General features: G+C 61.6%; 2 protein-coding genes. Both read left to right on the top strand.

The genetic code is table 11. The features are described from left to right. Positions 1-111 (top strand): DAK2 domain-containing protein (locus tag G512_RS21295; protein ID WP_036489859.1); only part of this gene is annotated, 111 nt, incomplete at its 5' end. Between the two features lie 2 nt (positions 112-113). Then, the gene (gene ptsP / locus G512_RS0114630; RefSeq protein ID WP_028482365.1) at positions 114-2,519 is read left to right on the top strand and encodes a phosphoenolpyruvate--protein phosphotransferase; all 2,406 of its coding nucleotides are present in this window, start codon (positions 114-116) and stop codon (positions 2,517-2,519) included. Positions 2,520-3,699 lie beyond the last annotated feature (1,180 nt).

The following is a 3,699-nucleotide window of genomic DNA, read 5'->3' as shown; positions in this document are numbered from 1 at the left end:
AAGGGCCGCGCCTCTTATCTGGGCGAACGCTCCATCGGCCACCAGGACGCCGGTGCAACATCAAGCCTGATCATGATCAAGGCGCTGGCCGAAACAGTAAGCGGGGGCTGAACTTGGTAGGTATTGTCGTTGTGTCCCACAGTCGGCAGCTCGCTGATGGCGTGGCTGAACTGGCTGAACAGATGACACAGGGAAAGTGCCCCATTGCGGTTGCGGGCGGGATCGATGATCCCGCCAACCCCATTGGCACCGATCCCGTTGCAGTGATGAGCGCCATTGAGACCGTTGCCGATGACAGCGGCGTGCTGGTGCTGATGGATCTGGGGAGCGCGCTGCTCTCCGCGGAAATGGCGCTGGAGCTCATTGATCCGGACCTGGCTTCCAAGGTGGAGCTGTGCGCCGCGCCGATCGTGGAAGGCACCATGGCCGCCACGGTGGCTGCCGCTTCTGGGTTGCCGCTGTCTGCGGTCAAGGCAGAAGCCATGGGCGCGCTGGCCGCCAAGCTGAAGCATCTGGGCGTTGAAGACGAGGCCGCAGGTCCGGCTGCAAGCCAAGCTGCCTGCAGTGACGCGCTCACCTTCGAATGGACCGTTTTGAACCCTCATGGCCTGCACGCCCGTCCGGCGGCTGCCATTGTTGGCGCTCTGGCCGGGTTCGAAGCCGATCTGACCCTTGAATGCAAGGGCGAGCGCGCCAATGCCAAGAGCCTCAACGCGCTCGCGGTTCTGGGCGTTCGCAAGGGTGATCATATCGTGCTTTCTGCGGCTGGAGCACAGGCGCAAGACGCTATCGCCGCCTTCGCGGCGCTGGCCAGAGATGGCTTTGGCGAAGACGTAAACGCACCCGTAGAAGCGGCGGAGACTGAAGAACAAACCGCGCCTGCCCCAAGTGCCGTTGAAGGCGCCATTGTCGGCGTTGCCGCCTCTGACGGCATTGTGAGCGCACCTGCCGCCTTCTTTACCGTCAAGATGCCTGAGGTGCCGGCCCGTGCCTTTACCTCAGCGGGCGAGGAAACCCGCCGTCTGAGCGACACCATTGCAACCGTTGCCGAGACCATGCGGGCGCAAAGTGCTGCGGCAAAGGCCGCCAAGGACAAGGCCAAGGCCGAGATCTTTGCCGCTCACGAGGCCATGCTCACCGACCCGGACCTGCAGCCAAAGCTTTTGGCCGCCGTGGAAGGCGGGGCCATTGCCGAGCGGGCCTGGATGGAGGTCATGACCGCCTTGAAGGCCCAGTATGAGGCCGCCGAAAGCGCCTACATGCGCGAGCGCGCCATGGACGTGCTCGACATCACCCGTCAGGTGATGCTGGCGCTCACCGGTGAAGAAGATGCGGGCGTGGACATTGCGCCCAACACCATCTTGTTTGCCGAGGATCTGTCGCCTTCCGACACCGCGCGTCTGAACAAGGACACCGTGCTGGGCATTTGCCTTCAGGGCGGGGGCAAGACCTCTCACAGCGCCATCATTGCCCGCGCCATGGGCATTCCGGCCATCGTGCGCGCCACCGGCTGCCTGAGCGAGGTCACGCCGGGCCAGACCGTGACACTGGACGGCTTTGAGGGCCTGCTGTGGACCGCGCCATCGGACGAAAAGGCTGGCGAGCTTGAGGCACGCCGCACCGCCTGGATCAAGGAGCGCGATGAAACCCTGACCCGGGCCCTTGAACCGGCCATCACCCTGGATGGGGTGCATTATCCGGTGCAGGCCAACATTGGCGGTTTTGCCGATGTGGAAAAGGCCCTGGCCTCAGGGGCGGAAGGCGTTGGCCTGCTGCGCACCGAGTTCCTGTTCCAGGCCCGGGCCGAGTTGCCGGATGAAGACAGCCAGTACCAAGAGTACAAGCGCATCGCCGCTGCCTTTGGCGACCAGCCGATCACCATCCGCACGCTGGATGTGGGCGGCGACAAGCCGCTGGCCTCCTACCCCATGGCCGAAGAGGAAAACCCGTTCCTAGGACACCGCGGGGTGCGCATGTGCCTGTCCGACCCGGCGCTGTTCAAGACCCAGATCCGCGCTCTGATCCGGGCCGCAAGCGAACAGCCCAACATCCAGATGATGGTGCCCATGATTGCCAATGTGCGCGAGCTCAAGGCCGTCAAGGCGCTGGTGGCCGACTGCCGCACCGAGCTGGGATTGCCGGAAGAACAGGCCCCCATGCAGGTGGGCATCATGATCGAGGTGCCAAGTGCCGTGCTCGATGCCGAGGCTCTGGCAGCAGAAGCCGACTTCTTCTCCATCGGCACCAATGACCTCACCCAATATGTGATGGCAGCAGACCGGGGCAATCCTCAGGTCGCCGAACTCGTCGACTACAACGAACCGGCCGTGCTGACCGCCATCCGAATGACCTGTGAGGCGGGCAAAAAGGCCGGTATCCCGGTCTCAATGTGCGGGGAAATGGCTGGCGACACCAAGGTTACCGAAACCCTCCTGAAAGCGGGCTTGTCCAAGCTTTCTGCAAGTCCATCCCTCTTGCCAAGCCTGAAGGCAAAACTCAGAACACTGAGCGTGGCCTGAGAGAATAGAGCGACAGACAAGAAAAGCCCCGCAGTATGCTATTGCGGGGCTTTTTCATAGCAGAATCAACAAATTTGCGGGCAACAGCGGCATCTCCTCACCTTGCAGCAAGACCCGCACCTCAGCATTCTACTGCCGCCTTGTCTTTTATTCCAAAACTGAGAATTTCGCCCGCCCCCTCTCGTTGCCTCATTTGTCATCCCGGGGCCCGAGCCGGGATCCAATCGGGCGGCGGCTACGTTCTCCGGGCTTGATGGCTTTGGATGCCGGATCTGTGTCCCGCATGATGCGGGTGGTAGTGGGCGCTCGGCCTGCCTTATTTCCAGCCGCTCGCCTGATCTCGCCCTATATGCCCTTGCCGGGGCTTTGGCCTCTTGCCCCGCTCTCTCATCACTGCTCTCATTTGTCATCCCGCGCTTGACGCGGGATCCAGTCGGGTGGCGGCTACGTTCTCCGGGCTTGATGGCTTTGGATGCCGGATCTGTGTCCGGCATGACGCAGGTGGTGGTGGTGGGCGCATACAGTTTTACAGAAGGAACTGCCCCAGGTCGTTAGGCTGGCGCGTGCCTACCTATTCAGCTCTATTGGTCGCAATTCACGCTGCGGGATCGCTTCACCTGCCCGATTTGTGCCTATTTCCAATCCCAGCGCGCGCTGCCAATACTGCTAGACCCATTACAAACCGCAGGCCCCTCATTGTTTATTCGCGTTGCCCACTCGCCCCCTCCCGTTGCCTCATTTGTCATCCCGGCCCCCGAGCCGGGATCCAGTAGGGTGGCGGCCAGGTTCTCCGGGCTTGGTGGCTCTGGATGCCGGATCTGCGCGGTGCTTGTCCGGCATGACATGGGTGGGTGGTGGCAGACGGATACGGGTTAACCGAGGAACTGCCCCAGGTCGTCAGGCTGGCACGTGCCTACCTATTCAGCTCTATTGGTCGCATTTGCATTGTTAGACTTACCAAACTCCGGGTCCCAGGCTATCTGATTTAGCCTTCCTTATTGCCAGCTGCTGGGTTACGGGCGCTCTTTGTAGACCTTTCATAAGACACAGTGTCGTTTCTTGTTCCGCTTTCACATGTCTTTTTCTGGGCGCTGGCATTTTTTTTCCCGCTCTCTCATCACTGCTCTCAGATGTCATCCCGCGCTTGACGCGGGATCCAGTCGGATGGTGGCCACGTTCT

This window comes from Pseudovibrio exalbescens DSM 16456, from assembly GCF_000422785.1.
GTDB lineage: Bacteria > Pseudomonadota > Alphaproteobacteria > Rhizobiales > Stappiaceae > Pseudovibrio > Pseudovibrio exalbescens.
The sequence above is the reverse complement of the archived record's forward strand: the minus strand, read 5'-3'. Positions and strand labels throughout refer to the sequence as shown.